Genomic DNA, 25,247 nt, shown 5'->3' with positions numbered 1-25,247 from the left:
CCGGCTGTCACGAAGCTGTCAGAATCGGGCGACGCGCCGCCTTATGCGACGGCCTTGAACTCCACGGTGGCGCAGAGGCCCCGGCCGTCGCTGCCGCTGCTTAGCGAGACGCTGGCGCCCATCCGCTCGGCAAGCGCCCGGACGATCGGCAGCCCGAGGCCGCTGCCCGCCTGGCCATTGTCGTTGTGGAGGCGATAGAAGCGCTCCCACACCCGCTCGCGCTCGGCTTCGGGAATGCCGGGGCCGTCGTCCTCGATCTGCACCCGCGCCGTTTCCGGGTCGCGTTGCAGGCGAACGACCACCGAACCGCCGGGCCGATTGTAGCGGATGGCATTGTCGATCAGGTTGCCGATCAGCTCCGCCGCGAGCGCGGGATGGCCGAGCGCCATCATCGGCGCGTCGCCGTCGCGCTCGAACGCCATGTCGAGCCGGTCGTCCTCGATCTGCGCCGCGCGCTCGCCGGTCACCGTCGCGGCCGTCTCCGCCAGGTCGAACGCCATCTCCGGGTCGATCGCCTGTTCCTCGGTGCGGGCCAGCGCGATGAGCTGGAGCAACAGGCGCTCGAGCGAGGCGACCGCTTCCGGGATATCATGCAGCGCCGCCTTGCCCTTGGGGGAATCCGCGCCGAAGCGCTCCAGCACCCCCAGATGCACGCGCACGATCGCCAGCGGGGTGCGCATCTGGTGCGAGGCGTTCGCGGTGAACTGGCGCAGCAATTCGGTCGCCTTTTCGGTGCGGACCATCAGCGCGTTGAACGCCTGGATGAAGGGCAGCGCCTCGCGCAGCGTGTTCGGCGGCGGGATCAGGCGGAAATGCGCCGGAGCGACTTCGCGCGCGGCCTCGACCTGCGCGGTGAGCCCTGCGAATGGCGCCAGCCCCCAACTGATCGCCCACCAGAACAGCAGCACGGCGATCATCAGGATTAGCACGCCGCCGCCGGCCACCTGGAGATAATAGCCCTGCTCATAGGCGCGGCGATCGTCCCGGAAATCGGCGACCTGGATCGCGATCGCGTGCGGATCATCCTGGATCCTGCGGATCTCGGTAGCGATCCGCACTTCCTTCCCGTTCAGCATGCCGTTGCGCAGATAGGCCGCCTGCACCACCGTTTCCGCGTCCCTGGGATCGACATAGCCGCGATCGAGCCGGACGTCGCGAAAGGGCTGGGGGAAGGTCGCGGGCGGATGCCGGTCGGTGACGTGGTCGTTCAGGTCGTAATCGGCCGGCGGTTTCAGCGCGGCCATCCCCGCGATCAGCTTGTCGCCATGATAGACGCTGAACACCGTGACGGCGCGCGCCCGGCGCTGGAGCAGGTGGATGGCAAGCGGAACCAGCCTGGGCCGTAGCGCCTCCTCGGCATTGAGCGCCACGCTCACCGTGCGCACCGATCCCACCAGCACGCGATCCGACGTGCGCGAATAATTGGTGTGGAGCGTCCAGCAGGTGATGCCGCCGAACAGCAGCACCAGCGCCGCGAGCGGAACCATGACCGCGCCCGTCAGGCGGCCCCGCAGCGACACGGATCGCGTTCCCCGCATGCGGCTCAGGTGGCGTCGATCATGTAGCCAAGCCCGCGCACGGTGCGGATCACCGGTCCGTTCGGCATCAGCTTGCGCCGCAGCCGGCCGACATAGACTTCGAGCGCGTTGGGGGCGACCGCGTCGTTGAAGTTGAAGACCTCGGCCGACAGGCGTTCCTTGGCGATGATCTTGCCCGGCCGGCCCATCAATACCTCGAGCACCGCCAGCTCGCGGCGGCGCAGGTCGATCGCCATGTCGTCGAGATAGACGGTGCGGCTCGATCGGTTGAAGGCGAGCCTGCCGATCTTCAGCACCGGATCCGGCGTGCCCTGGCCGCGCCGGACCAGCGCGCGCACCCGCGATTCCAGCTCGCGCGGATGAAAGGGCTTGGAAAGATAGTCGTCGGATCCCTTGTCGAGCCCGTCGACCCGGTCGGCGAGCGAATCGCGCGCGGTCAGGATCAGGATCGGCGTGGTGATGCCGCGGCGGCGCATGGTCTGGAGCACTTCCAGACCATCCATGTCGGGCAAGCCCAGATCGAGGATGATCGCGCTATAGGGCTCGCTCATGGCAAGCTCGATGGCTTCCTCGCCGGTGGAGAAAATGTCGACCGCGAAACCGGCCGCGCTGAGCAATGCCTCCATCCCCCGCGCGAGGCTGGCATCGTCCTCTACAATCATGAACCGCAACTGTCCTTCTCCCCTCGGTCAGTTCAGCGGCACCCTGCTCCCCGTTCCCTCTGGCAGGCAGTTCAGCGCCCGGCGCCAGTCATGTCAACGTTTCGATTCCGAGCCTGCCTATTGCGCCACGTTCTTGTAAACCTTGCCGCCCTTCATCACGAAGACGACATTGCGCAGCGCCGTGATGTCCTTCAGCGGATCGCCCTTCACCGCGATGATGTCCGCCTCCATGCCCGGCGCGATCGATCCGGTGACCTCGCCCAGCCCCAGCGCGGCCGCATCGGCCGAGGTGGTGGTGGTGATTCCGTCCATCGCCGGCTGGCCGTGCTCGACGCGCCAGATCGTCTCCTCGACATTGTGCCCTTCGCCGCCGGCATTGGTGTCGCCGCCCGCCAGGAGCTTGAGCCCCTTGGTCTGCAGCATCATGTGCCAGACCGCCGGCGTGCTCGGCTGATAGCGGCGCATCTGCTCGAAGGCTTCCTTGCTGTAGTTGCCGATGCCTTCGTAGTTCGCCTGGTGGGCGAGATAATTCTGCTGCACCACGCCCCAGGAAGGCTCGATGAAGACGCCGCGCTCGGCGGCGAGGTTCAGTTCGGCCTGGGTGGTGTAGCGGGCATGGGTGATCGCGTAGCAGCCGGCGTTGATCGCCTGGCGCACGGCGGCGGCGGCATGGGCGTGGACCCAGGTGCGGATGCCGATCTTGCGCGCCTCGCCGCATGCGGCTTCCATCTGGGCGTCGGTCATGGTCGGCGCGCCGCCGTCGCGGCTGCTCGCCGATGCGAAGATCTTCACGACGTCGGCGCCCTTGGCCTTGGTCGCATCGACGAAGGCACGGATCTCGTCCGGGGTCATCTTCGGATTGTTGATCGGCTTGCCCGAGGTCAGCAGCCGCGGCCCCGGCAGCCGGCCGCCCTCGATCGCCTTGCGCAGCACGAGATCGTCGTCGGAGCCGATGCTCTGGACGGTGGTGAAGCCGCTGAGCAGCGTCACATGGACGTTCTCGGCCCATTTCAGGCCCTTCTGCTCGCCGGTTTCGTCCTTGTCGGTCGCGCGCCCTTCGTCGTTGAAATGCGCGGTGATGTGGACATGGGTGTCGATCATGCCGGGCATGACGGTCAGCTTCGCGAAGTCATAGGTCGGCGCCGCCGGCTTGCCCGGGGCGATCGCAGTGATCTTGGTGCCGAGCACCGTAACCGTCACGTCACGAGTCACCTTGCCCTTGCCGTCGATCAGTTCGCCGGCATGGATCGTGATCGGCTTGGCCGTCGCCGGGGCCGGCGTGAAGGGAGTCTCCTGTGCCTGTGCGGCGGACGTCGCGAGAAGGGCGGCGGTCGCGATGGCGATGGTGCGGATACCGGACGTGCTGAGGAGCATGGAGGCGACCCTGTGTTGGCTGTTGGTGCAGCAATGTGTGCGGGAGCTACCTGTCGCCAAGCTGTCATACATGGGAATTCGACGGCACTGCAATTTGCAGAAAAGCGACAGCTTGATGACAGGTCGGCGACCATAGCTTGCCCCATCCCGGAAGCGGAATCGCGCCCCGGGCAGAACAGAAAAGGCGAGAGGAACGCAAGCTCGGGCGCTGGGAGGCGTCGCGAATAATAAAGGGGGTATGCCAATGACCAAATCTCGTCGATCGATCGAATCCGACCGCCGTCTGTTGCGCGGCGGCAGCATGCTGGCACTGGCGTTCGCCATTGGCCTGGGCACGGCTGCGCCGCTTCATGCGCAGACCGTTGAGCCGGCCGCCCAGGACACCACCGCCGTTCCGGCAGCGGATCAGACCGCCGCGAGCGAAAGCGTGCCGGCCGAAAACGGCGAAATCGTCGTCACCGCGTCGCGCATCGCCCGCAACGGCTTCACCGCCCCGACGCCGACCACCGTGATCGGCGTCGAGGATTTCCAGAAGCAGGCCGCGACCAACGTCGCCGACGTGCTGAACACGATGCCGAGCTTCGGCGCGGGCACCACGCCCACCTCGACCAACCACACGTCGCTCAACAGCGGCGCCAACCTGGTCGACCTGCGCAACCTGGGCGAGGTCCGCACGCTGGTGCTGGTGGACGGGCATCGTTTCGTCCCCGCCACGGTGCAGGGCCGCGTCGATCTCAACGTCATCCCGACCGTGCTGATCGAGCGTGCCGAAGTCGTCACCGGCGGCGCCTCGGCCGCCTGGGGATCGGATGCGATCGCGGGCGTGGTCAACCTGATCTTCAAGAAGAAGATGACGGGCCTGGAGGGTTCGGTCCAATATGGCGTGTCCAATTACGGCGATGGCGAGAAATATCGTGCCGCGCTCTCCTGGGGCACCAATTTCGCCGGCGACCGCGGCAATTTCGTCATCGCCGGCGAATGGGAGGACGGCAAGGGCATCGGGCCGGGCTCGAGCCGCCCGATCCTCGCCACGTCGAAGTGGAACGTCGTCGCCAATCCCAATTACGTGCTCGGCAACGGCCAGCCGCGCAGCTATCTGGTCAACGACGTCAACGTCTCCACCGCGACGCTTGGCGGCCTCATCACGGGCAGCACCACCATCGGCGGCGCGGCCAGCACCATCCTGAAGGGCACGCAGTTCCTGCCTGGCGGCGTGCCTGCGCCGTTCAACTACGGCACGCTGGTCGGCTCGCAATATATGGTCGGCGGCAGCCCGATCGGCACGGTCACGTCGAACCAGCTCGGCCAGCTCCAGGTGCCGCTCAACCGCGTGAACGTCTTTGCCCGTGCCAGCTATGATTTCTCCGACGCGTTCACGCTGTTCGGCGAGGCGAGCTATGCGCGCAGCCGCACCGATTTCTTCCTGTCGCTTCCCTATGACCTCGGCACGATCAAGATCAACGCCGACAACGCCTTCCTGCCGCAGAGCATCAAGGACGTGATGACGGCGAACGGCCTGGCCTCGCTCAACCTGGGCCGCATCAGCCGCGACATCTCCTATAACCGTCCGCTCAACGTCAACGAGACCCAGCGCTATCTGATCGGCGCCGAAGGCAAGGTGCTGAGCGACTGGAAATGGAGCGCCTATTTCCAGATGGGCCAGAATAATTATCGCGAGGACGTGCGCGGCAACCGCCTGACCGCCAACTGGCGTCAGGCGCTCGATGCGGTGGTCAATCCTGCGAATGGCCAGATCGTCTGCCGCACCACGCTCACCGCGCCGGGCAATGGCTGCGTGCCGATCAACCTGTTCGGCGAAGGTGCGCCGAGCCAGGAGGCGAGCAACTATGTGACCGGCACGTCGTGGCAGGACGCGGTGTTCAAGCAGAAATCGGCCGCGGCCGACATCAGCGGCAGCCCCTTCTCGCTATGGGCGGGCGAGGTCTCGGTCGCGGCGGGCGTCGAATGGCGCGAGGAATCGGTTTCCCAGACCGTCGATCCGATCTCGGCGACCTCGGGCTGGAATATCCACAATCCCAAGGCGCTGTCGGGCAAGGTCAACGTCAAGGAAATCTATGGCGAAGTCCTGGTGCCGCTCCTCAAGGACGTGCCGTTCGTCAAGAATCTCGATCTGAACGGCGCGATCCGCTACACCGATTACAGCACCAGCGGCGGCGTCACGAGCTGGAAGCTCGGCGCGACCTGGGAAGTCGCCGATTTCCTGCGGCTGCGCGCCACGCGCTCGCGCGATATCCGCGCACCTGCACTGGGCGAGCTGTTCGCCTCGTCGATCACCCAGTCGAACTCGGTGATCGATCCGCTGCTCGGCAACATCCAGTACGCGACGCTCTCGCCCCAGCAGGGCAATCCGAACCTGCAGCCGGAGATCGGCGACACCTGGACCGCCGGCATCGTGCTCAATCCGGCGCGCGGCCTGAACGCATCGGTTGATTACTACAGCATCAAGCTGAAGGATTCGATCGGCCTGCCGGCAATCACCGACGTCCTCGACGGCTGCTACACCAACCATATCCAGACCTATTGCGACCTCATCACGCGCGGCGGCGGCTATGCCGGCGACAATGATCGCATCAGCCAGATCCTGCGCCAATATATCAACCAGGGCACGCTCGACGTGCGCGGCGTGGATTTCGAGGCGAGCTACACCACCAATGTCCATAATTGGTTCGGCGCGCTCGATGGCGTTTTCGCCGCGCGCTTCCTGGCGACCTATCTCTCCAAATACGAGCAGGTCTATAACGGCCGCGTCTCCGACAGCGCGGGCGAGAGCACCAACCCGAACTGGCGGTTCAACGCCACGCTCAACTATGACCAGGGGCCGTTCGGCATCTATCTGGAAGGGCGCTATATCGGCGGCGGCACCTACACCAACGATCGCGACGCGGCCGGAACCTATCTGGTCGCCCGGCCGGACGGCACCAACGACATCGCCCCGCAGTTCCTGTTGAGCACTTCGATCCAGTACACGCTCAAGGACTATGGCGACGGCCGCCACGTGCAGCTCTTCGGCTCGGTGCGCAACATCACCAACAACATCCAGGACGGCAATCCGTTCGCCTATATCCTCACCACCACCGGCAACCAGGGCACCTACGACATCATCGGTCGTACCTTCGCCGGCGGCGTGCGCTTCAAGTTCTGAGCTTCCCCGGCGGCGGGCCGCGTCCATCGTGACGCGGCCCGCCAACGCACCAATCTCCACCAGAGAGGACAAGATCATGTTCACCCGTCCGCTTATCGTGGCGGCGAGCGCCGCCGCAGTCATCGCCTGCGCGGCGCCGGCATCGGCGCAGACCGCGTCTCCCGCGGCCGTCGCACGGCTCAAGAAGCTCATGGCGAGCCCCGCCTTCGCCAAGGCCAAGGCCAGCCTGGAATCCGACTGGGACCGGATCATCCAGGACGTCATCACCCTGACCGAGATCGCCGCGCCGCCGTTCCACGAGGCCGAGCGCGCCAAGGCCTATGCCGCGATGCTGACGGAAGCCGGGCTGAGCGACGTCGAGATCGATGCCGAGGGCAATGCGAGCGGCCTGCGCAAGGGCACCGCGCCCGGCGGCCCGCTGCTGGTGATCGCCGCGCATCTCGACACGGTCTTCCCGCCGGGGACCAACGTGAAGGTGCGCCATGAGGGCAATCGCCTGGCCGCGCCGGGCATCGGCGACGATACGTGCAGCCTCGCGGTGCTGCTCGCCTTCATCCGCGCGCTCGATCGCGCCGGCTTCAAGACCAAAAACGACATCCTGTTCATGGGCAATGTCGGCGAGGAAGGCGCGGGCGACCTGCGCGGGGTCCGCTACCTGTTCACCAAGAGCAAGTACAAGGACCGGATCAGGCAGTTCATCTCGTTCGAGACCGGGCGGGGCGCCATCGCCAATGGCGGCGTCGGATCGAAGCGCTACCGCGTCAACTTCCACGGGCCGGGCGGGCACAGCTATGGCGCGTTCGGCATGGTGAACCCGTCCTTCGCGATGGGCAATGCGATCGTCTCGTTCGGCCAGATGAAGGTGCCGGAAACCCCCAAGACGACGTTCAACGTCGGCATCGTCGAGGGCGGAACCTCGGTCAATTCGATTCCCCATGATGTGGCGATGACGATCGACATGCGTTCGGAGAGCAAGGAAGCGCTCCAGGCCGAAGTCGATTATCTGATGGACATATTGCCCAAGGCGGTGGCCGCCGAGAATGCGGCGCGCTCCACCAAGCTGGGCGAGATCAGCTATGAGGCGAAGCTGATCGGCGATCGCCCGGTGGGCCAGACGCCGGTCGACAGCGAGATCGTCCAGGTGGCGACCGCGGCGATGAACGCGGTCGGCGTCACGCCCAAATACCGCATCGGCTCGACCGATTCGAACATCCCGATGAGCCTGGGCATCCAGGCGGTGACGCTCGGTTCGGGCTTCGCGCCGACGCGCGGCCATTCGCTCGACGAATCGCTGCCGCTCGACAAGGAGCCGTCGCTGGGCGGGATGCAGGTGGGCCTCGCCATCGTCATCGCGCTGGCGCACGGCGATTGAGCGGGGCCGATCGATCATGAAGATGCCACCGCTCCTCGCTTTCGCCGCTGCGCTTTCAACCCTCGCTCCCGTCAGCGCGGCGGCGGATCCTGCTACCCCGACCGATCACGCCGGGGTGGTGCGTGCGATCGCCGCCAGGCCGCAGGTCAAGGCGGCGATCGCCGAGCTCGATCGCACCCATGATCAATGGGTCGCCGACATCATCGCGCTTGCCGAGATCCCGTCGCCGCCGTTCAAGGAATCGGCGCGCGCCAGGGCCTATGCCGAGCGGTTCCGCGCCGCGGGGCTGGCCGATGTCGAGATCGACGCGGAAGGCAATGTGACGGGGCTGCGCAAGGGCACGGGCGGCGGCAGCGGCAAGCTGGTGGTCGTCTCCGCCCATATGGACACGGTCTTCCCCGAGGGCACGCCGATCAAGGTGCGGCGCGAGGGCGACAGGCTGTTCGCGCCCGGCGTCGGCGACGACAGCGCGGGCCTTGCTACCCAGCTCAGCCTGATCGGGGCGATCGAGAAGGTCGGCATCCGCACGCCCGACGACATCCTGTTCGTCGGCACGGTGGGGGAGGAGGGGCTGGGCGACCTGCGCGGGGTCCGCTATCTGTTCAACAAGGGCAGATATGCCGGCAGGATCGGCGCCTTCTTCTCGATCGACGGCACGTCCTCGGCCGAATTCACGATCGGCGGCGTGGGGTCCAAGCGCTACCGTGTCACCTTCACCGGCCCCGGCGGGCACAGCTTCGGCGCGTTCGGCCTGGTCAATCCGCTGTCCGCGCTCTCCCAGTCGGTGGTCAACCTCTACAGGATCCCGGTGCCCGCTAGCCCGAAGACCACTTACAGCGCCAGCGTGGTCGGCGGCGGAACCTCGGTGAACGCCATTCCGCGCGAAGTGTGGCTGGAAGTCGATATGCGTTCGGAAAGCGCCGACGCATTGGCTGAGGTCGAGCGCGGCTTCCTGGCCGGCGTGCGCGACGCGGTCGATGCCGAGAATGCGGCTCGTTCCACGAAGGAAGGACCGGTGAAGGCGGATCTCAAGCTGGTCGGAGACCGGCCGGCGGGCGCGACGGCGAAGGACAGCGACATCGTCCGCTTCGCCGCGGCCGCCTACACCGCGGCCGGCATCGTACCTGAATATGGCGCCGGCTCGACGGACTCGAACGTGGCGATGAGCCTGGGCATTCCCGCGATCACGATCGCGCGTGCCGCGGAGGGCGGCCGGGGCCACTCGCTCGACGAATGGATCGGCGTGGCGCGCGAGCCGGCGGTGCGCATCCGCAGGCTCGATCTCGTCACGATCCTGGCCGTCGCCGGATATCGTTGAACGCAAAGCCTGGAGGGACGACAGTGGAAAATATCGCAACCGCATCGAACCTGGCCCGCACGGGCCCGGTGCCCAACATGCGGATCATCCCGGAAACCGTGGTGGACCATATGCGCGGCATGCTGCGCGCGCAGACGCCCGAATGCATCATGGCGACCTTTGGGATCAGCATGAACACCTGGGTGAAGATCCGCGACGGACATCCGATCCGCCGATCGGTGGCCGAGCGGATGCTCGAAAGGCTCGGGCGGACCCTTGGAGACGACGCGGCCTAGAGGGGAGGGCCGGATTGGCGTGTGTCGGTAAGCCGTCGAAACGGGAGTGGCGCGCCCGGCTGGATTCGAACCAGCGACCACAGGCTTAGAAGGCATGTGCTCTATCCAGCTGAGCTACGGGCGCGCGCTTCGATCCACCTAGCGCGGATTGCCTGGCTGGGAAACCGGCATCATAACGACGGCATGAGCGAGGAAACGGGCACCCCGGCGCATGTCGCCGCGCGCGATGTGGCGGGCGGGCATTTCCGCTATTACGACTTCGTGATGGCCGCGTTCGTCGCGATCATCTTGCTCTCCAACGTGCTCGGCGCGGGCAAGGTGGCCGAGGTCTGGCTGCCGGGCGTGGGCTATTGGCCGTTCGGCGCAGGCATCCTGTTCTTCCCCATCTCCTATGTGATCGGCGATGTGCTGACCGAGGTCTATGGCTATGCCCGTGCCCGCCGGGTGATCTGGGCGGGGACCGGCGCGGTGCTGTTCATGGCCTTCATGTCCTGGGTCGTGGTCGCGCTGCCGCCGGCACCGAGCTGGGGCAACCAGGCCGCCTATGAGACGATCTTCGGCCAGGTGCCGCGCATCGTGCTCGCATCGGTCTGCGCCTTCTGGGTGGGCGAGTTCGTCAATTCCTATGTCCTTGCCCGGATGAAGCTGTGGACCGGCGGCCGGATGCTCTGGACCCGCACGATCGGCTCGACGATCGCGGGGGAGGGCGTCGACAGCCTGATCTTCTATCCGCTCGCCTTCCTCGGCGCCGCGGGCTGGACGACCGGACTGGTGATCCAGGTGCTCTTCACCCAATGGGCGCTCAAGGTCGCCTGGGAAGTGCTGCTGACGCCCGTGACCTATATCGTCGTCGGCTTCCTCAAGCACCGCGAGGGCGTGGACGTGTTCGACGAAGGCACCGATTTCACGCCCTTCGCGACGCGGGTGTGAGCCGCCGGGCGACCGGCGCCGGACCCCGGACCCGCAATTGCGCCGGCCCGCCGATTGATCCGAAACGACATCCCGGTTGACTCATTTGACTCGCCTGCATGCTTTCTTTCCACGTCGAGGGCGTGCTTCTGGGTCGGCTCTCAAATCTCGCATTGCAAGGTCGAAGGCCGATCGGCGGAGGGCGCGAAAGGACGTAAGAAGAACCATATGGGTTCTTCCTGTATTGGAATCCGAGGCCGGAATCGAACCGGCTCGTCGCGGGGTTGCAATCCGCTGCGTTCCCATTTCGCCACTCGGATGCGACACTAATCTGCTGGTGTGGCCGGTGGGAGTTGCACCCAACTAGCATCGGAATCACAAACCGACCGCGCACTGCATTGCGTTCGGCCACCACGAAAATCGCAGAAAAGCTCTGTTTTTCTGGAGGTTATGGTCAGGGTGACAGGATTCGAACCTGCAACCTCCCGGTCCCAAGCCGGGCGCTCTGACTCTCCTTGAGCTACACCCTGAAGACGGGCGCAGCCAGACTGCCCGTCAATGTCGACAGGTGCTGGGTCGCGGTCGCGCGAAGAGAATCATCTTGGTCACGCTGCGACGTCTATCGCAGCGTGGAGCGGATTGCAAGCCCATTTGGATAAAATAGTCGCTGGAGCGGCGAAGCTCAGCTAACCGCTTCGAGCAGTCCCTCGAACAGCCTGCGCCCGTCCGTCCCGCCATGCGCGGCTTCGATGCGGCGCTCGGGATGGGGCATCATGCCGAGCACGTTGCCGGCCTTGTTGAGCAGCCCGGCGATGTTGCGGGCCGATCCGTTGATGTCGTGCGCGTAGCGGAAGGCGACGCGGCCTTCGCCTTCGATCCGGTCGAGCGTCTCGTCGTCGGCGAAGAAATTGCCGTCGTGATGCGCCACCGGCACGGTGATCTGCTCGCCCGAGCGATAGGCGCTGGTGAAGATGGACTGCGAATTGTCCACGGTCAGCGGCACTTCGCGGCAGACGAAGTTCAGCCCCGAATTGCGCATCAGCGCGCCCGGCAGCAGCCCGGTCTCGGTGAGCACCTGGAAGCCGTTGCAGATGCCGATCACCGGCGTCCCGCGCTCGGCCGCCTCGACGACCGCCTTCACCACGGGCGAACGCGCGGCGATGGCGCCGCAGCGGAGATAATCGCCATAGGAGAAGCCGCCGGGCAGGGCGATCAGGCCCAGGCCCTGGGGCAGCTCGGCCTCGCCGTGCCACACCATCTGCGGCCGGGTTCCCGTCACCGCTTCCAGCGCGACCGCGATGTCGCGATCGCAGTTGGAGCCCGGGAAGACGATGACTGCGGTCTTCATGCCCGTTCGATCCGGTAGTTTTCGATCACGGTATTGGCGAGCAGCTTGCGGCACATCTCGTCGATCGCGGCGTCGCTGGTCGAATCGGCCACGTCGAGCTCGAAGATCTTGCCGGCGCGGACGTCGTCCACGCCTTCGAAGCCGAGGCCGCCAAGCGCGTGCTGGATGGCCTTGCCCTGCGGATCGAGCACGCCGTTCTTCAAGGTGACGATGATGCGGAGTTTCATGCGGCGCCTATGGCCCGCCCGCCCGAGTCCCGCAATCAGAAATAGCGGGCCGGGCCGCCGGAGGAATTACTTCCCCCGGCGCTTGCGGTGCGTCTCCAGGTCGAGCACGGCCGAATCGTCGCCTTCGGGGAACAGGCCCAGCCGGCGCGCGACTTCCTGATAGGCTTCGACCTCGCCGCCCAGATCGCGGCGGAAGCGATCCTTGTCGAGCTTCTCGTTGGTCACCATGTCCCACAGGCGGCAGCCGTCCGGGCTGATCTCGTCGGCCAGGATGATGCGGGCATAGTCGTTGTCCCAGATCCGGCCGAACTCCAGCTTGAAGTCGACCAGCCGGATGCCGATCCCGGCGAACAGGCCGGAGAGGAAGTCGTTCACGCGGATGGCCATGTCGGCCATGTCGTGCAGCTCTTCCTGCGTCGCCCAGCCGAACGCCAGGATATGCTCGTCGGTGACCATCGGATCGCCGAGCGCATCGTCCTTGAAATAATATTCGATGATCGTGCGGGGCAGCGGCGTGCCTTCCTCGATCCCCAGCCGCTTCGACAGCGAGCCGGCAGCGACGTTGCGCACCACCACCTCGATCGGGACGATCTCGACCTGGCGGATGAGCTGCTCGCGCATGTTGAGGCGGCGGATGAAGTGAGTCGGGATGCCGATCCCCGCCAGCAGCGTGAAGACATGCTCGCTGATGCGGTTGTTCAGCACGCCCTTGCCGCTGATCGTGCCCTTTTTCTGCGCGTTGAAAGCGGTCGCGTCGTCCTTGAAATACTGGATCAACGTGCCGGGTTCCGGACCCTCGTACAGGATCTTGGCCTTGCCTTCGTAGATTTGGCGGCGGCGTGCCATGGCAAACGATACCCCTGGAAATAGCGTTGCCCCGGCGGCGCGGAGGTCCGCGAGGATGCCGGGGCTTCTTGAAGGCTCGGGCCTATATCGAAAGGGGGCGGGGCGTGCAATCACGCTTCGTTCCCTTGGGCGGCGGCGCATCCGGCTAAATGCCCGGTTCGGGCAGGACGGGGATTTCAAAACCTTCAATTTTGTGATGTTCTCCATCCGGACGCTATCGTGCGCCACGGATCTGGAGCGGGGGGACTCAACCGATGCCGAGTGTCAGGACGATGATCAGCGATCTTTACCACAATCGGATGCAGGGCGTCGGGGGAATGGGCGTGTGGGGCGCGCGCGGATCGAGCGAAGAGAAGATCTTCTCGGGCGCCTATCGCGTCAAGAGCAGCAGCAGGCCGATCACGGTGTCGGTCGGCGATGCTCCGGCAAACAGGCTCGCGATGGACGACGCGCCGACGGACGGCAACGGGCGTTATCTGTTCTTCGACGACGATTCCTCCTGCACCGGCCTGTTGACCAGGACGCACCGGATCGTCGTCGGCGGCGGCTATTCGGGTTGCCTGTACAGCGTCTACGATGTCGGCGGCGGCGAATATCAGTGCGTGCATACGCCGCGCCCCAATACGGCCAAGAAGGAAGACTTCGTCATGGCACTCAGGGCCTATGCCAAGGACAAGGGCTGGGTTCTGATCCACGAGGTTCCTACCGTCGCCGACGCGCAGGGCGGAGTGGGCGTCAACGGATGCGTGACGACGTTCCTGGCCACGCGCGTCAGCTACACGGTCGCCCCGACGCCGATGGTGCGCACCGTCCGGCTGCGGCTGAACAGCATGGGCCTGTCGGTCGGCCGGGACCGCTGGGAAACCCCCACCTGAGGTCCATCCGCGAGCGGGCCGGTGCCGGGACGGCGCAGCGTGCTGCTATCTATCGCTTCCTGCAAAATTTTTTTATCGTGATGAGAGGAGTCGAAAACCTCCTCACGATACAATGGTCTAGTGGTCGCCAACGTTCTTCTTCCGATTGCGATGCCGCGCCGTCCGGCGGCGGGGATCGTGCGCGCGGTCGATTCCGCATGGCGTATCCGGTGAGCAGCTTTCCCCGGCAGGGCGCCGATTCGGCGGAGACCGGTGCCGGGCAGCAGCCGCGCCTGCCGCGCAAGAACCTGCTGCTGGGGGCGACGATCGAGGCCGGGGCGCTGCGGGCGTCGGTCCGGCTGCGCAACATCTCGGGCAGCGGCGCGATGCTGGAGGGGCCGGCGCTTCCGGACCCGGGCATCAAGCTCATCCTGCGGCGTTCCGACATCCAGATGGGGGCGACCGTCGTCTGGCGGGTGCAGGGGCGCTGCGGCGTCCGGTTCGATGATGCCGGGATCTCGGTCGAGGAATGGGTGGCGGGCGCGCGATCGCCGTCGTTCAACGGGCAGCAGGGCCAGTCGCGAGTCGATGCGATCCAGGGCGCGGTCCGCAGCGGCGCCGCGCTTCCCGCCGAGGCGCCGGCGCCTTCGGGCAAGGGCCTGTCCCTGGCCGATCTCGACGCGCGCATCGCCGAGGAGGTCGTCCATGTGCGGCGGCTCCTGGAGGATCTCGGCGAGGAAGTGGCCGAAGACCCGATCATGCTCCAGCGCCATGCGCGGGCGCTCCAGAACCTCGATCGCGCGAGCCAGATATTGGAGCATCTCGGCGCGATCCTGGGCGCCTCCGATCGCGTCGCCGCGACCGAGGCGGTGAAGATGCAGGAACTGCGCACCCGCCTGCTGCGCAAGCCCAACTTCCTGTAAGCCCGCCCCCCGTCGTTCGCTGGCGTCCGGCTCGGGCGCCTGCTATCCGGGAAGCAGCATGACCCTCGACACCGACACGATCGACCCTACCGGTCCCACCGACGTCCCCTTCGACAGCGCGCTTTCCGAACGCTACCTCGTCTATGCGATGTCGACGATCACGGCGCGCTCGCTGCCCGACGTCCGCGACGGACTGAAGCCCGTCCATCGCCGCCTGCTCTGGGCGATGCGGCTGCTGCGGCTGGACCCTGCCTCGGGCTACAAGAAATGCGCCCGCGTCGTCGGCGACGTGATCGGCAAATATCATCCGCATGGCGACCAGTCGGTCTATGACGCGATGGTCCGCCTCGCCCAGACCTTCGCCCTCCGGTATCCGCTGGTCGACGGGCAGGGCAATTTCGGCAATATCGACGGCGATAACGCCGCCGCCTATCGCTACACCGAGGCGCGGCTGACCCAGGTCGCGATCGACCTGATGGACGGGCTCGACGAGAATGCCGTCGATTTCCGCGCCACCTATAACGGGGAAGACGAGGAGCCGGAGCTGTTCCCGGGGCTGTTCCCCAATCTGCTCGCGAACGGTGCGGCCGGCATCGCGGTGGGCATGGCGACCTCGATCCCGCCGCACAATGCCGCCGAGCTGATCGGCGCCGCGGTCGCGCTGATCGACAATCCGCAGGTGGACGTCCTCGATTATGTCCGCGGCCCCGATTTCCCGACCGGCGGCAAGGTCGTCGACAGCGCCGCCGCGATCCGCGAAGCCTATGCCACCGGCCGCGGCAGCTTCCGCGTGCGGGCGAAGATCGAGAAGGTGAACGAGAAGGGCGGGGGCTGGCACCTGATCGTCTCCGAGATCCCCTATGGCGTGCAGAAGGGCAAGCTGATCGAGGGGATCGCCGAGCTCATCAACGAGAAGAAGCTGCCGATCCTGGGCGATGTCCGCGACGAATCGGCCGACGACGTTCGCATCGTGCTGGAGCCGCGGAGCCGCACCGTCGATGCCGATACGCTGATCGAGAGCATGTACCGCCTCTCCGATCTCGAAGTTCGCGTGCCGCTCAACCTCAACGTGCTCGATGCCCGCCACACGCCGCGGGTGATGAGCCTGCACGAGGCGCTGAGCCAGTGGCTCGAGCATCAGTTCATCGTGCTCCGCCGCAAGTCCGAGCATCGGCTGAGCAAGATCGCCGACCGGCTGGAGCTGGTCGCGGGCTATATCGTCGCCTTCCTCAACCTCGATCGCGTGATCGAGATCATCCGCACCGAGGACGAGCCCAAGCAAGTGATGATGGCCGAGTTCCAGCTCACCGACCGCCAGGCCGAGGCGATCCTCAACATGCGGCTGCGCAGCTTGCGCAAGCTGGAGGAGATGGAGCTCAAGCGCGAGCAGGCGGGGCTGGAGAAGGAAAAGGCCGAGCTGGAGCTGCTGCTCTCCTCCGATGCCCGCCAGCGCACGCGGATGAAGCGCGATCTCGGCAAGCTGCTGGAGCGCTATGGCTTCGAGACGGTGCTGGGCGCGCGGCGCACGCTGATCGAGGAAGCCGGGCCGACGCGCGAGATCCCGCTGGAGGCGATGATCGAGCGCGAGCCGATCACCGTGATCCTTTCCCAGCGCGGCTGGATCCGCGCGATGAAGGGGCATGTCGAGGACATGTCCGGCGAGGCGCTGAAGTTCAAGGAGGGCGACGGCGCGTTCCTGGCGTTCCACGCCCAGACCACCGACAAGCTGCTGCTCGCGGCCGACAATGGCCGGTTCTACACGTTGGCGGCGGACAAGCTGCCGGGCGGGCGCGGCTTCGGCGAGCCGGTGCGGCTGATGATCGACCTGGAGGGCGAGCGCAGCATCGTCGCGCTGCTGCCGGCGAGCGCGTCGCCAAGGCTGCTGGTCGCGGCAAGCGACGGGCGCGGCTTCGTGGTGAAGGCCGAGGACGTGATCGCCGAGACGCGCAAGGGCAAGCAGGTGGTGACGCCGCGGACGGGCGCGCAGCTCAGGATCGTCAGGCCGATCGCGCCCGAGGACGACGCGGTCGCCGCGATCGGCGACAATCGCAAGATGCTGGTCTTCCCGCTTTCCGAAGTGGCCGAGTTGGCGCGCGGGCAGGGCGTGCAGCTCCAGCGCTATCGTGACGGCGGGCTCTCCGACGTGCGCACCTTCCGGATGGCGGACGGGCTGAGCTGGGCGATGGGCGGCGACACCGGCCGCACCCGTACCGAGGCCGATCTCACCCCCTGGCGCGCGGCGCGCGGCGCGGCGGGACGGATGCCACCGACCGGATTTCCGCGCGACAATCGTTTCTGAGGGCGTTTGTCCGGATCGCTATGCAAGCGATGGACACGACGCGCATGAAAGCTCCACCCGTCACCCCGGCCGAAGTGCCGGGGTCCACTCGTCCGCATGCGAGCCCCTCGCGCCTCCAGCCTCTCTCCCAGCATCCCGGTGGACCCCGGCACTTCGGCCGGGGTGACGGATAATAGGCGCGCGCATCGGCTGCACCCGGTGCCGAATACCGATCCCACCTAAGGGATTCCCCTTATTTCAGGGGGCCTTAACCAATTCGCGTTAGTGCGGGGCGTGATGGCATTTCGCAGGGCCAAGCTCGTTCCCGCCGAGACCCCGGAGTTCGCTCCGCTGGCGCCGGACGAACGCGCCCCTGGCTCGAACGAAACGAGCGAGGTGCTGGATCTGCTGCCGGTGCCCGCCGTGGTCGTCGAGATGCGCGACGGCAAGTTCCATTTCGCGGCGCTGAACCGCGCCTTTCGCCTGGCGGGGCTGGGCATCGTGGCCGCCGATTCGGCGCTGGTCCGGCTGCTCGGCACGCGCATCCGCAACTTCCTCGAATCGAGCGAGACGCAGAGCGAGATCGCCTGGCAGTTCGGCGACGAAGTCGATTGCCGCTATTTCCGCGTGATGTTCGCCCGCCGCGCCGCCAGCCGCGCGCAGATGCGCTGCCTGGTCACGCTGGTCGATCAGACCTCGGAGCTGCGCACCGAATACAGCCTGCGCCGCGAGATGGCGACCGACAGCCTCACCGGCCTGCCCAACCGCGCCGGCTTCAGCGACGAGCTGGAAAATGCCATCGGGCCGGACAATCGCGCCAATTATGCGGTGCTGGTCATCAACCTCGATCGGTTCAGCCGGGTCAATGCCTGTATGGGCGGGCTGGCCGGCGACGAGTTGCTGATCTCGGTCGCCCGCCGCCTCAAGGGCGCGCTGCGCGGCCGCGACGTGCTGGCGCGGATGGGCGGCGACGAGTTCGGCGTGATGCTGGTGCTAGACGACGGGCCGAACGACGCGTTCCATGTCGCCAAGCGCGTCCAGGCCGCGCTCGCCAATCCGTTCCGGCTTTCCGATTTCGAGATCCGCGTCGAATGCGCGATCGGCATCGCGATGGGCGCCGATAACGACGGCGATCCCGAGGATCTGATCCGCAACGCCCAGTTCGCGGTGAAGCGCGCCAAGAAGAGCGGGCGCACCGAAGTCTATCACACCCGCGCCTTCGACATCGCCCGCGAGCAGTTCGGCATCGAGACCGAGCTGCGCCGCGCGATCGAGAACGGCCAGATGACGCTGAGCTTCCAGCCGATCTGCGACCTGGCATCGGGCAAGATCGTCGCGTTCGAGGCGCTGTCGCGCTGGACGACCGAGGACGGCGTCCAGCTTTCGCCCAACGATTTCATTCCCGTGGCCGAGGAATCCGGCCTGATCGTGCCGCTCGGCCGCTGGGCGATGGAGGAGGCGGCGCGAACGCTGGCGAAATGGGATGCGGCGGCGGGGCTGGTCGGCAGCGTGAAGGTCGCGGTCAATCTCTCCGCCATCCAGCTCCAGCGCGATCAGATCCCGGCGATGGTCAGCAGCGCGCTCGACCGGCACGGCATCTGCGGCTCGCGCCTGACGCTGGAGCTGACCGAGAGCGCGATCGTCACCGATCCCGATCGCATCGCCCAGACGATGCGGGCGCTGAAGGAGCTGGGCACGACGCTGGCGATGGACGATTTCGGCACCGGCTATTCGAACCTCGCCTATCTCCAGAAGCTGCCGATCGACCTGCTCAAGATCGATCGCAGCTTCGTGACCGGCATGCTTGCCGATCGCGACAAGATCGCGATCGTCCGCGCGATCCTGAGCCTCGCCCAGGCGCTGGGCATGCAGACCACCGCCGAGGGCATCGAGACCAACGAGCTCGCCCAGACGCTGGCCGCGCTCGGCTGCACCTATGGCCAGGGCTTCCTCTATGCCCGCCCGCTGGAGGCGGACCTGGCCTTTCAGCTGTTGGCCGAACGCAACGCCTGAGCGACGATTTCGTCGGCGATGGCGCCCACGCGGGCGGCATCGGGAAAGCCTTCCGCGATCCAGCGATCCTCGACTGCACGGAGCGCGCGCGCGACTTCCGGCCCCTTGGACAGACCCCGCTCGACCAGTGCGCCGCCGGTGAGGGGAAGCCGGGGCACGGGCCAATCGCGGACGGTTTCCGCTGCTTCGGTCCGTCCGCCAAGCAGCAGGACGTCGATCGCGCTCTCGGCGCCCAGGCGATAGGCGATTGCCTCCGGCGTGCCGGCGGGAGCAGGCGAGACGGCGGTGACCAGCCGCTTGCGCTGCGCGTTCGAGAGCTTGAGCCGCGCTCCCACCGAATCGACCGTCGCCGGATCGGGCGGCAGCAGCGCGGCGAGGCGGCGGATCGCGTCGGGCGCCACGCCCGCAGCGGCTTCGCCTGCGGCGAGCCGGTCGAGCCGTTCCACGCTCTCCGGCCCAATTTCCGGCAGGACCGGCAGGAAGATGTCGCGCTCGATCATCAGATGGACGACGCGCACGGCATGGCGCGCGATCAGCAGCTTGAGCGTCTCGTCGGCGATGCGCTCGCGCGACAGGGCCATCAGGTCTTTCGCGCGCAGGGTGCAGGCTTCGAGCCCAGCCGGATCGGGCGCGTCGCCGAAGCGGGCGAGGAAGCGGAAGAAGCGCAGGATGCGCAGATGATCCTCGGCGATGCGCTGGAGCGGATCGCCGATGAAGCGGACGCGGCGCGCCTCCAGATCGGCCAGGCCGTCGAAATAGTCGAACAGCGTGCCGGTCAGCGGATCGGCATAGAGCGCGTTCATCGTGAAATCGCGCCGCGCCGCGTCCTCGCGCCAGTCGTCGGTATAGGCGATGGTGGCGCGGCGCCCGTCAGTGGAGACGTCGCGGCGCAGCGTGGTGACCTCTACGGGGCCGCTCTCCAATACCGCCGTGATCGTGCCGTGTGCCAGGCCCGTGGGAACCGCGCGGATGCCGGCGCGGCGCAGCAGGTCGATCACGTCCTCGGGCGCGTGGCGCGTGGCGATGTCGATATCCGCCACCGGCAGCGCCAGCAGCGCATCGCGCACCGCGCCGCCGACGAAGCGCGACATGCCCTGGCCCGCGCCGAGCACCTCGCTCAGCCGGTCGAGCCCGTCGCGGTGCCGCCATTCGGCGCTGGGCAGGATCATGCCGTCCATCGCAGCCGCCGCGAGAGATTGACGATCATCGCCGCGGTCGCGCCCCAGATGCGGCGATCGCCCCAATGGATCTCGTAATAGCGCCGCTCGCGGCCCTGATAGATGGCATGCGCCTCGCCGTGGTTCGAATGATCGAGCAGGAAGCCGAGCGGCACTTCGAACACGTCCGCCACCTCGGCTTCGGCGGGGATGAAGGTCAGCCCCGGCGGCACCACGCCGACCACCGGCGTCACGTCATAGCCGGTGACCGTGCGATAGCGATCGGCGGTGCCGATGACGTTCACGCGGGAGCGGGGCAGGGCGATCTCCTCCTCGGCCTCGCGCAGCGCGGCGGTGATCGGGCCGTCGTCCTCGGGATCGATCCGCCCGCCGGGAAAGGCGATCTGCCCGGCATGGCGGCGCAGCGTATCGGTGCGCTGGGTGAGGATCACGCCGGGATCGATGCGATCGGTGACGGCGATCAGTACCGCGGCGGGGTTGCCGGCGATGCTGGGATCGAAATCATGCTGGTCGCCGGGGAGCAGGATCGGACCCTCCTCGTGCGCCGCTTCCAGCGCGATGCGCAGCCGTTCGGCCAGCGTCATGATGCCGTCTCCTCGAGCGCGAAGAAGGCGCCGTTGCTCCACACGCCCGGCGGCACGCTGCCATTGGCGAGCGCGATTTCGGCCAGCTCGTAATAGACGCTGCGCGCGATCAGCGCCTCCAGCCCGCCGCGCACATGGAGATAGGGGCGGGGGCCGTCGCCGCGCGCCTCGGATCGCATTGCATGTTCGGGGCCGGCCACCACCAGGTCGCCGGTATTGAGGCGGAAGGCGAGGCGGGCGTCGCGGCCTTCGCCGTCGACCTTCAGCTCTACCGCCGTGAAGGGCGCGTCATCGACATCGATGTCGAGCTTCTCGACCGGCGTGACCAGCACGAACCGGCCATCGGGCTCGCGGCGGAGGATCGTGGAGAAGAGCCGCACCATCGCCGCGCGGCCGATCGGCGAGCCCTGGTGGAACCAGGTGCCGTCCGCCGCGATCCGCATCTCGCTGTGCCCGCAATGCTCGGGATTCCAGCTTTCGACCGGCGGCAGGCGATTCTCCTCCGCCAGCCGCGCGATCTCGGCGAGCGAGAGGGCGGCGAAGTCGGGGGGCGGCGGGCTCGGCATGGAATGTCCCCTTAGCCCCATCCGATCGAACTTGTCGAAGGGGTCAGGCCGCCCGGCGCAATCGCGGGCCGATCGCCCCGGCGCAATCCGGGACGGCGCTCCCACGCGCGAGCAGGCGGCGCGCCTCGAACGGGCCGGGCAGGCGCCAGCCGGTGGTGCGCTCCGCGGTGAAATCGAAGAAGCGGCCATAATATTCCGGATCGCCGATCAGCATCAGCGCGTTCGCCCCGGCATCGCCCGAGCCGGGCGCCGCTTCGAGCATCCGCTCCATCAGCGCGCGGCCGATTCCGCCCTGCTGCCGGCCCGGCTCGACTGCGACCGGCCCCACCATCACCATCGGCACGACATGCCCGCCGTCGCAGGCCAGCTCGACCGGCCAGCACTGGATCGAGCCCAGGAGCGTGCCGTCGTCCTCGATCGCCGCGAAGCTCAGCGCGGGGATCGGCGCGGTGCCGGTGCGGATGCGATAGGCGGTGCGCGTGCGGCGGTCGGCCCCGAAGGCGCGGTCGAGCAGGGACTCGACGGCCTGGGAGTTAACGGAACCGAGCGGCACCAGAGCGATCACCTCTATATCCTTCGCGTAACGCCCGACGGGGCATTGGGGGCCGCGCGCTTTAGCGCCGATGTGCGGCCGCGCAAGGGCGAATCGCGCGATGTTCGTCCGATTGCGGGCGTCCGGGCTTTCCACCGCGCGGCCTTCTGCTATGGCGCGCGGCAATTCGCATGAAAGGCGCTTGATTGCCCGACCTACTCCAGTTGCAGGTGCACGACCTTCAGGTCGACGTGCTGACCGGCATCTATTCCGAAGAGACGCACCTGCCGCAGCCGCTGCGCATCTCCGTCACGGCCGATCTCGATCTGCCCGAGCGATTCGCGCCGGATACGCCGCTGAGCGCGTCCAAGAGCTATATCGACCTGAAGCATGCCGCGACGACCGCGCTGCCGCAGGGCGTGCACTTCACCCTGATCGAGGGCGTGGCCGAGCATATCTGCGAGACCGTGCTCCTCTCCGATTCGCGGGTGCGCCGTGTCGAGGTGCGGATCGTCAAGCTGGCGATCGCCGAGAACGGCGAATCGATCGGGATCACCTTGGTCCGCAACCGGCGCTGAACCAGGCGGCGCCGGCCCGCTCCCCCACCCGGCCACCCAACGCCAGTATATTATGGGTGGCCGGGTGGGGGAGCGGGCTGGTGCCGCCCCACTAAGTGCAAGGCCCCAGATCGCGCAGCACCAGCGCATAATCCTCGCGCGCCGCCGCGGCATTGTCCGGCTCGTCCGGGGACAGGCTGGCTGCCGGCAGCTCGCGCGGGAGGCCGCAGGCGAGGCGATACCAGAGCAGCGTGGCGGGCTTGGGCGGCCCCGCGCCGTTATCGACGATGTCGCCGAGCGATACCGACCAGCGCGTCTGCTCGCCCGGACGGCGGAGAATCTGGAGCGAGACCGGCGCGCCCGTCGCGGTCTGGACGAAGACCTGGGTCTCGCCCTCGCCGGGCAGCGAGCCGGGAACGTGGAAGGCGTTGCCGATTCCGGTGATTGCGGGCGGCGCATCGGCGGCGAGCACGTCCCTGGTGATGCCGCGCACCTGCGCATCGAGATCGGCGGACCAGGCGATCTGGCTGTCCAGCCCGGTGAGCTGGACCTGATCGGCACGTGCCGCGACCGGGCGCGCGAACAGCAGAACGCGCTGTTTTTTGATCTTGGGCAGTTTGCCGCGCGCATCGAGCGCTATCTCGGCGACATAGGAAATACGCGCCGGAAGCGCGCCCGCGCCGCGAATCAGGGCGAGAACATCGGCTTCTATATATACCCGCGCCCGCCCCGGCGTGACGTTTGCGGCCTGATCGGCCTTGATCGGAGCGACGCTGAAAATGCGTGCATCGACGATCAAGGGAGCCCCCACAACGTCCCCCGCAAGGGTGGCATAGCTGGGCAATACAGGTGCCGCTTGTGCCCTGTTTTGCGTGGGTTGCGGCGCGGCTTGGACACCGGTGGACAATGCTGCGACGCAACAAAAGGCCAGTACAGGGATACGCATCATGCCGTTTGCGTTACCCGATTGTGCTGATCTTATACAGAAATAATTCTGCCATGCAGCGCCTGTAGGGCCAGTTTGTCCGACAAAGGGTTTGCGTCCCCCGGGACGCCACGATAGAGACTCGCGCTCTGCCGAACGGACGCACAGAGCGCACGGCGGGCGGATCTGTGCAGCGGGTTAACCCGCGCCCAGGGTCGCAAGCAGGATTAGAGGAGTGACGTTGCCGAATGGCTTACGCTGACCGGAATGTAAGTGGCAGCCGCGTTGTTGCGATCGTTTTGGTCGCACTGATCGTTGCTGGCATGGGATATGCCTTCGTCACAGGTTTGGCATACCAGTATATCAAGAAGAAGGCGGAAGAGCTCAAAACCTTCGAGGTCGATGAGCCGCCGCCCCCGCCCGAGGAGGTTCCGCCTCCTCCGCCGCCGCCTGACACGCCCGTACCGCCGCCGCCGACCCAGGTCGTGACGCCGCCGGCGATCGTGCAGACGGTAACGCCGTCGCCGCCCATGGTGACGACGCCTAACATCCCGCCGCCGCCGCCGATCACGCCGCCGGCTCCGCCTGCGCCTGTGGCACCGCCGCAGCCGCCTGCGCCGCCGCGCATCGCAAAGCCGCTCAAGCCCAAGAGCCCGCCGCAAGGCTGGGTGACGAACGACGACTATCCGTCTGCCGCGCTCCGTGCGGAACAGCAGGGTACGGTCGGGTTCCGGCTCAGCGTCGATGCCACCGGCAAGGTGACCGACTGCACCATAACTTCGTCGAGCGGCGCCCCGCTGCTGGACAGCACGGCTTGCTCGTTGCTCAAGCGTCGCGCCCGGTTCACGCCGGCCGAGGATGCCGGCGGCAACAAGATCCCGGCCGTATGGCCGAGCCGCTTCCGCTGGGAGCTGCCGAAGTAAATGAGTGGCCGGCACGTCGCTGGGCGGCGTGCCGGAGGATGGAAAAACGCGCTACTTATTAGAGGAAAGAACCGACAATGCTCACGACCATTCTCGCCGCCGGGTCCACGGCAGCCAAGGGCGGCAACCCCTACGGCCTCATCCCCGCGCTCCGCGAAGGCGGCCTGATCTCGCAGACCGTGTTCGGCATCCTGGTGCTGATGCTCTTCGTCTCGCTGTACATCTTCTTCACCAAGATTTTCGAGCAGCAGAAGATCATCAACCAGGCGAAGCGCGTCCGCGCCAGCTTCTGGGGCTCCAACAGCCTGCGCGAAGGCGCGGCGAAGCTCGAGAAGAACTCGGCCTATCGCCAGATCGTCGACGACGGCCTGCAGGCGCAGGAGCAGTACAAGGAACTGACCGATCCGGTCGAGGCGCATGACTGGCTGCACGGCTCGCTCTCGCGCTCGGAAGCGACGATCAACTCGGCGCTCGGTGGCGGCCTGGCCTTCCTGGCGACGACCGGCGCGACCGCGCCGTTCATCGGTCTGTTCGGTACCGTCATCGGCATCTACCGCGCGCTGATCAAGATCGGTGCGGCGGGTCAGGCTTCGATCGACGCCGTCGCCGGCCCGGTCGGTGAGGCGCTCATCATGACCGCCCTCGGTCTGGTCGTCGCCGTTCCCGCGGTGCTCGGCTACAACTTCCTGCAGCGCCGCAACAAGTCGATCGCCGAGGCGCTCAACGCCTTCTCGAACGATGTGCTCGGCTACCTGGCTTCGGACGGTCGCGTGAAGCCGTCGACCGGCGTCAAGAAGGCCGCGCCCGCCAAGCCCGCCACCCCGGCGGCTGGCGTGAAGACCGGCGCGTAAGACTTAACGACCTACTGGGAGCCGCGCGCGG

At 67.0% G+C, this 25,247-nt stretch carries 23 protein-coding genes and 3 tRNA genes; 12 read left to right on the top strand and 14 right to left on the bottom strand.

The window, feature by feature from the left end; genetic code table 11:
* Positions 1-41 precede the first annotated feature (41 nt).
* From HB724_RS07585 to HB724_RS07575, 3 genes are all read right to left on the bottom strand, one after another.
* A complete protein-coding gene (locus HB724_RS07585; RefSeq protein WP_346344690.1) occupies positions 42-1,520 on the bottom strand; it encodes a HAMP domain-containing sensor histidine kinase in 1,479 nt (492 codons plus the stop codon).
* 23 nt (positions 1,521-1,543) lie between these two features.
* Complete coding sequence (locus HB724_RS07580; protein WP_213980308.1) at positions 1,544-2,209, bottom strand: response regulator; 666 nt, start codon at positions 2,207-2,209, stop codon at positions 1,544-1,546.
* 108 nt (positions 2,210-2,317) lie between these two features.
* Entirely contained in the window at positions 2,318-3,574 is a 1,257-nt protein-coding gene (locus tag HB724_RS07575) for an amidohydrolase family protein (RefSeq protein ID WP_213980307.1), read from the bottom strand.
* A gap of 244 nt (positions 3,575-3,818) precedes the next feature.
* Between HB724_RS07575 and HB724_RS07570 the strand changes: the two genes are divergently transcribed.
* The 4 genes from HB724_RS07570 (at position 3,819) to HB724_RS07555 (ending at position 9,702) form a co-directional block, all read left to right on the top strand.
* Positions 3,819-6,737, top strand: a complete 2,919-nt coding sequence (locus tag HB724_RS07570) for a TonB-dependent receptor (RefSeq protein ID WP_213980306.1) — start codon at positions 3,819-3,821, stop codon at positions 6,735-6,737.
* Between the two features lie 76 nt (positions 6,738-6,813).
* A complete protein-coding gene (locus HB724_RS07565; protein ID WP_213980305.1) occupies positions 6,814-8,109 on the top strand; it encodes a M20/M25/M40 family metallo-hydrolase in 1,296 nt (431 codons plus the stop codon).
* A 16-nt stretch (positions 8,110-8,125) separates the two neighbouring features.
* On the top strand, positions 8,126-9,427 hold the full coding sequence (locus tag HB724_RS07560; RefSeq protein ID WP_213980304.1) for a M20/M25/M40 family metallo-hydrolase: 1,302 nt from the start codon (positions 8,126-8,128) through the stop codon (positions 9,425-9,427).
* A 23-nt stretch (positions 9,428-9,450) separates the two neighbouring features.
* Positions 9,451-9,702: a hypothetical protein gene (locus HB724_RS07555; RefSeq protein ID WP_346344689.1), complete on the top strand. Its 252-nt coding sequence runs from the start codon at positions 9,451-9,453 to the stop codon at positions 9,700-9,702.
* Between the two features lie 47 nt (positions 9,703-9,749).
* On the opposite strand, the gene HB724_RS07550 is transcribed toward HB724_RS07555, so the two are convergent.
* A tRNA-Arg gene (locus HB724_RS07550) sits at positions 9,750-9,826 on the bottom strand.
* 59 nt (positions 9,827-9,885) lie between these two features.
* Here HB724_RS07550 and HB724_RS07545 point away from each other — a divergent pair.
* The gene (locus tag HB724_RS07545) at positions 9,886-10,632 is read left to right on the top strand and encodes a queuosine precursor transporter (RefSeq protein ID WP_213980303.1); all 747 of its coding nucleotides are present in this window, start codon (positions 9,886-9,888) and stop codon (positions 10,630-10,632) included.
* Positions 10,633-10,856: 224 nt separating this feature from the next.
* Here HB724_RS07545 and HB724_RS07540 read toward each other — a convergent pair.
* The 5 genes from HB724_RS07540 to purC all read right to left on the bottom strand — a co-directional run bounded on the left by HB724_RS07540 (position 10,857) and on the right by purC (position 13,032).
* A tRNA-Cys gene (locus HB724_RS07540) sits at positions 10,857-10,931 on the bottom strand.
* Positions 10,932-11,062: 131 nt separating this feature from the next.
* Positions 11,063-11,141: transfer RNA gene (locus HB724_RS07535), tRNA-Pro, on the bottom strand.
* Positions 11,142-11,293: 152 nt separating this feature from the next.
* Positions 11,294-11,959, bottom strand: coding sequence for a phosphoribosylformylglycinamidine synthase subunit PurQ (gene purQ / locus HB724_RS07530; protein WP_213980302.1), 666 nt, complete (start codon positions 11,957-11,959; stop codon positions 11,294-11,296).
* Positions 11,956-12,186 carry a phosphoribosylformylglycinamidine synthase subunit PurS gene (gene purS / locus HB724_RS07525; protein ID WP_213980301.1) on the bottom strand — a complete coding sequence of 77 codons (231 nt, stop codon included), beginning with the start codon at positions 12,184-12,186 and terminating at the stop codon, positions 11,956-11,958. The genes purQ and purS overlap by 4 nt, the downstream gene beginning before the upstream one ends.
* A gap of 66 nt (positions 12,187-12,252) precedes the next feature.
* On the bottom strand, positions 12,253-13,032 hold the full coding sequence (purC, locus tag HB724_RS07520) for a phosphoribosylaminoimidazolesuccinocarboxamide synthase (RefSeq protein ID WP_213980300.1): 780 nt from the start codon (positions 13,030-13,032) through the stop codon (positions 12,253-12,255).
* A 272-nt stretch (positions 13,033-13,304) separates the two neighbouring features.
* Between purC and HB724_RS07515 the strand changes: the two genes are divergently transcribed.
* From HB724_RS07515 to HB724_RS07500, 4 genes are all read left to right on the top strand, one after another.
* Positions 13,305-13,907, top strand: a complete 603-nt coding sequence (locus HB724_RS07515) for a hypothetical protein (protein WP_213980299.1) — start codon at positions 13,305-13,307, stop codon at positions 13,905-13,907.
* A gap of 209 nt (positions 13,908-14,116) precedes the next feature.
* Positions 14,117-14,809, top strand: coding sequence for a PilZ domain-containing protein (locus HB724_RS07510; RefSeq protein ID WP_213980298.1), 693 nt, complete (start codon positions 14,117-14,119; stop codon positions 14,807-14,809).
* Positions 14,810-14,867: 58 nt separating this feature from the next.
* Complete coding sequence (parC, locus tag HB724_RS07505) at positions 14,868-17,108, top strand: DNA topoisomerase IV subunit A (RefSeq protein ID WP_213980297.1); 2,241 nt, start codon at positions 14,868-14,870, stop codon at positions 17,106-17,108.
* A 414-nt stretch (positions 17,109-17,522) separates the two neighbouring features.
* The gene (locus HB724_RS07500) at positions 17,523-19,100 is read left to right on the top strand and encodes a bifunctional diguanylate cyclase/phosphodiesterase (protein ID WP_256731376.1); all 1,578 of its coding nucleotides are present in this window, start codon (positions 17,523-17,525) and stop codon (positions 19,098-19,100) included.
* Here HB724_RS07500 and HB724_RS07495 read toward each other — a convergent pair.
* Genes HB724_RS07495 through HB724_RS07480 form a run of 4 tightly spaced genes read right to left on the bottom strand, consistent with a single transcriptional unit; the run spans position 19,073 to position 21,993 of the window.
* Positions 19,073-20,278, bottom strand: a complete 1,206-nt coding sequence (locus HB724_RS07495) for a CCA tRNA nucleotidyltransferase (protein WP_213980295.1) — start codon at positions 20,276-20,278, stop codon at positions 19,073-19,075. The genes HB724_RS07500 and HB724_RS07495 overlap by 28 nt on opposite strands.
* Positions 20,266-20,862, bottom strand: coding sequence for a CoA pyrophosphatase (locus HB724_RS07490; RefSeq protein WP_213980294.1), 597 nt, complete (start codon positions 20,860-20,862; stop codon positions 20,266-20,268). Before HB724_RS07490 ends, HB724_RS07495 begins: the two co-directional genes overlap by 13 nt.
* Positions 20,859-21,428, bottom strand: a complete 570-nt coding sequence (locus tag HB724_RS07485) for a DUF1285 domain-containing protein (protein ID WP_213980293.1) — start codon at positions 21,426-21,428, stop codon at positions 20,859-20,861. Before HB724_RS07485 ends, HB724_RS07490 begins: the two co-directional genes overlap by 4 nt.
* Before the next feature lie 43 nt (positions 21,429-21,471).
* Positions 21,472-21,993, bottom strand: coding sequence for a GNAT family N-acetyltransferase (locus HB724_RS07480; RefSeq protein WP_213980292.1), 522 nt, complete (start codon positions 21,991-21,993; stop codon positions 21,472-21,474).
* A gap of 173 nt (positions 21,994-22,166) precedes the next feature.
* On the opposite strand from HB724_RS07480, the gene HB724_RS07475 reads away from it, so the two are divergent.
* The gene (locus HB724_RS07475; protein ID WP_213980291.1) at positions 22,167-22,538 is read left to right on the top strand and encodes a dihydroneopterin aldolase; all 372 of its coding nucleotides are present in this window, start codon (positions 22,167-22,169) and stop codon (positions 22,536-22,538) included.
* A 91-nt stretch (positions 22,539-22,629) separates the two neighbouring features.
* On the opposite strand, the gene HB724_RS07470 is transcribed toward HB724_RS07475, so the two are convergent.
* Positions 22,630-23,316 carry a hypothetical protein gene (locus tag HB724_RS07470; protein ID WP_256731370.1) on the bottom strand — a complete coding sequence of 229 codons (687 nt, stop codon included), beginning with the start codon at positions 23,314-23,316 and terminating at the stop codon, positions 22,630-22,632.
* Between the two features lie 374 nt (positions 23,317-23,690).
* Between HB724_RS07470 and HB724_RS07465 the strand changes: the two genes are divergently transcribed.
* Together HB724_RS07465 and HB724_RS07460 are read left to right on the top strand one after the other, a co-directional pair.
* Positions 23,691-24,365, top strand: coding sequence for an energy transducer TonB (locus tag HB724_RS07465; protein ID WP_213980289.1), 675 nt, complete (start codon positions 23,691-23,693; stop codon positions 24,363-24,365).
* Between the two features lie 77 nt (positions 24,366-24,442).
* Positions 24,443-25,216 carry a MotA/TolQ/ExbB proton channel family protein gene (locus tag HB724_RS07460; RefSeq protein ID WP_213980288.1) on the top strand — a complete coding sequence of 258 codons (774 nt, stop codon included), beginning with the start codon at positions 24,443-24,445 and terminating at the stop codon, positions 25,214-25,216.
* Positions 25,217-25,247: the final 31 nt, after the last annotated feature.

This window comes from Sphingomonas sp. dw_22, assembly GCF_018449795.1.
In the GTDB taxonomy this organism is placed as follows: Bacteria; Pseudomonadota; Alphaproteobacteria; order Sphingomonadales; family Sphingomonadaceae; genus Sphingomonas.
The sequence above is the reverse complement of the archived record's forward strand: the minus strand, read 5'-3'. Positions and strand labels throughout refer to the sequence as shown.

Coding starts and splice junctions, on each gene's coding strand:
- purS (WP_213980301.1), bottom strand. CDS start 12,186: ATGAAACTCCGCATCATCGTCACCTTGAAGAACGGCGTGCTCGATCCG.
- HB724_RS07460 (WP_213980288.1), top strand. CDS start 24,443: ATGCTCACGACCATTCTCGCCGCCGGGTCCACGGCAGCCAAGGGCGGC.
- HB724_RS07495 (WP_213980295.1), bottom strand. CDS start 20,278: ATGGACGGCATGATCCTGCCCAGCGCCGAATGGCGGCACCGCGACGGG.
- HB724_RS07500 (WP_256731376.1), top strand. CDS start 17,523: ATGCGCGACGGCAAGTTCCATTTCGCGGCGCTGAACCGCGCCTTTCGC.
- HB724_RS07545 (WP_213980303.1), top strand. CDS start 9,886: ATGAGCGAGGAAACGGGCACCCCGGCGCATGTCGCCGCGCGCGATGTG.
- purC (WP_213980300.1), bottom strand. CDS start 13,032: ATGGCACGCCGCCGCCAAATCTACGAAGGCAAGGCCAAGATCCTGTAC.
- HB724_RS07560 (WP_213980304.1), top strand. CDS start 8,126: ATGAAGATGCCACCGCTCCTCGCTTTCGCCGCTGCGCTTTCAACCCTC.
- purQ (WP_213980302.1), bottom strand. CDS start 11,959: ATGAAGACCGCAGTCATCGTCTTCCCGGGCTCCAACTGCGATCGCGAC.
- HB724_RS07565 (WP_213980305.1), top strand. CDS start 6,814: ATGTTCACCCGTCCGCTTATCGTGGCGGCGAGCGCCGCCGCAGTCATC.
- parC (WP_213980297.1), top strand. CDS start 14,868: ATGACCCTCGACACCGACACGATCGACCCTACCGGTCCCACCGACGTC.
- HB724_RS07485 (WP_213980293.1), bottom strand. CDS start 21,428: ATGCCGAGCCCGCCGCCCCCCGACTTCGCCGCCCTCTCGCTCGCCGAG.
- HB724_RS07490 (WP_213980294.1), bottom strand. CDS start 20,862: ATGACGCTGGCCGAACGGCTGCGCATCGCGCTGGAAGCGGCGCACGAG.
- HB724_RS07515 (WP_213980299.1), top strand. CDS start 13,305: ATGATCAGCGATCTTTACCACAATCGGATGCAGGGCGTCGGGGGAATG.
- HB724_RS07570 (WP_213980306.1), top strand. CDS start 3,819: ATGACCAAATCTCGTCGATCGATCGAATCCGACCGCCGTCTGTTGCGC.
- HB724_RS07465 (WP_213980289.1), top strand. CDS start 23,691: ATGGCTTACGCTGACCGGAATGTAAGTGGCAGCCGCGTTGTTGCGATC.
- HB724_RS07575 (WP_213980307.1), bottom strand. CDS start 3,574: ATGCTCCTCAGCACGTCCGGTATCCGCACCATCGCCATCGCGACCGCC.